Origin of the sequence: Chitinophaga sp. (assembly GCF_036566945.1) — a bacterium.
In the GTDB taxonomy this organism is placed as follows: domain Bacteria; phylum Bacteroidota; class Bacteroidia; order Chitinophagales; family Chitinophagaceae; genus Chitinophaga.
This window is the reverse complement of record NZ_DATCVJ010001063.1, coordinates 1-2,201: the sequence shown is the minus strand read 5'-3', so window position 1 is coordinate 2,201 and position 2,201 is coordinate 1. Positions and strand designations below refer to the sequence as shown.

The 2,201-nt window shown below is 46.6% G+C and carries 2 protein-coding genes; both read right to left on the bottom strand.

Annotation, left to right across the window (positions count from 1 at the left end):
* Window positions 1-90 precede the first annotated feature (90 nt).
* Entirely contained in the window at window positions 91-1,008 is a 918-nt protein-coding gene (locus tag VIP81_RS32135; RefSeq protein ID WP_331971877.1) for a geranylgeranylglycerol-phosphate geranylgeranyltransferase, read from the bottom strand.
* A gap of 110 nt (window positions 1,009-1,118) precedes the next feature.
* Complete coding sequence (locus tag VIP81_RS32130) at window positions 1,119-2,132, bottom strand: LacI family DNA-binding transcriptional regulator (RefSeq protein ID WP_331971874.1); 1,014 nt, start codon at window positions 2,130-2,132, stop codon at window positions 1,119-1,121.
* Between the last annotated feature and the right edge of the window lie 69 nt (window positions 2,133-2,201).

The following is a 2,201-nucleotide window of genomic DNA, read 5'->3' as shown; positions in this document are numbered from 1 at the left end:
GGCGCTGATTGTAGACATGGAAAAGCCCGGGAATTTATGGTATTGTATCCGCCTTGTTTATCAACATGCCAGGCCATGGACAGCTGTTGTTTAGAATAGAAAAAACACCATAGAAAGAATGCCGGTAAGCATTACGCCTTTTATTTGTTGACTAAGCCTTCGGAAATCCGCCGTGGTATCAGCTTTTAGCAGTTGATGACTGATATGCAGCAGCGGCAGTAAAATAAACACGCCACAATAAAGCCGGAACACCCACGATAACGAGGCTCCTAAGTGAATGCCTGTAATGAGCAGCATCATCAGCAGCACCGTCAGGCAGCCGATGGCAAACACCCTGGCCGCGGGGATTCCCCAGGCAATCGGCATCGAATAACAGCCATATTGTATATCGCCGGGTACATCTTCCATATCTTTTACAATTTCCCTTACCAGGGAGATGATAAACGCAAAGAGGGTATATAAAAACGTACACTGGGTCATTCTTTCCAGGTGGAAATTATCTGAAAAGAAGGGCCATTGAATGCCCTGCAGGCAAATAAGCACCATGATGGACCAGGCGGTGATGGCCGCCACCAGGATGTTACCCAGCAGTAACCGCTTTTTTAGTGAGAGGGAATAGTAATACAGCAACCCGGCACAAATCGCCGCGCTGATGCCGGCCATCCGGGCATTTGTTTTTATATCCACATATATGCTGGCTGCTATGGCCAGTAAATTGAGCGCCCAATAACTCACAAGGGCTTGTTGTTTGGAGATACCATTAAGTGAGATGAACACCCGCTCAGGCTTATTTACCTGGTCGATCTGCAGATCGAAATAATCATTGATGATATATCCTGCTGCTGCCAGGGCAACGTAAGAAAAAACGATCAGCAAAAAGCAAGGGAGTGATAAGGGCCGGTGATGATCCGATTGCACAAAGCCAGGCATCAGGACACAGTATTGCAGGAGGGATTGCGTAAGCAGTATAAATACGAGGTTAGGCCAGCGTATTAATTTGCCGAACATGACAGTCTTTTTCATTTCAAGTAACGGTAAGGGATATACTATTTTCGGTATTGTGGGCGCTAAGATGCAAAATAACAGCAACTTATTTAAGTTTAATTGTATGTTTTTTATCAAGTCGCAGTGGTGGAATTTCTGATGATCAGCGAAGAAGGAATGACCTGTTGTTGTTCCTGCAATGCAAAGCTGCTGTTTTTTAATGCCTTGAATAGCAGTGCTGCCGCGGCTTTTCCCATATCAAAGGCGGGCTGGGAAATGGTGGTGAGTGATGGGTTCAGGAACCTGGCAGTAGAGAGATTGGAGAACCCAATTACCTGCAGATCCTGCGGGATGCGCAGTTGTAAATCTTCGCATACTTCGTAAACAGCGGTAGCCAGTTTCTCCGTGGTGGCAATGATGCCATCGTAATGTTGTTCGCGGAATACTTTTTTAAGCAGTTGATGCGTGGCCACCGGATCGTTGGAGCAATAGGTGATGGACGAGCTGTTTACCGGAAGCTGATGATCGGCCAATGCCTGCTGAAAGCCTTCTGCGCGCCGATTGCTGATAGAAAGGTGCCTGGAAACAGATAAGAGTCCAATATGCCGGCATCCGCCGGCAATCAGGTGGGAGGTAGCTTTATAGGCAGCAGTAGCATCGTCGGTAGTGATTTTGGCAGCGGTTACACTTTCACATACCCGGTCAAAAAAAACGATGGGTATTTCTTTGACCAGTTGCTCCAGTCCATGTTGGGTGGCAGCTGTTTCTGTGGTAACGGAAATCAGTATACCGTCTACCCGCCCGCTCTGAAAGTCTTTCAGAATCGCCTGTTCTTTCCCGAAATTTTCATGGGTAAGGTAAATCAGTACGTGGTATCCCTTTTCCTGGGCTACCCATTCGATGCCGTTAATGGCTTCGGCGAAAAAGCTGTCGGCTACCTCCGGAATGACGACTGCAATGGTATGACTGGATTTTTTTCTCAGGCTGCTGGCATAAGGATTAGGCACATAGTTGAGTTCAGCGGCCAGTGCCAACACCCGCTGCTTGGTTTCCCCGCTGATTTCATGGCTGTTATTCAACGCTTTGGAAATAGTAGCGGTAGATAACTGCAGCCTTTCCGCAAGCATCCTGATGGTGACATTTTCCATATGATAGCCTTTGTTACTTAATCGGTTAAGTAAATAAAGTTATTCTATTATGCGGAACATTTTTAAAAA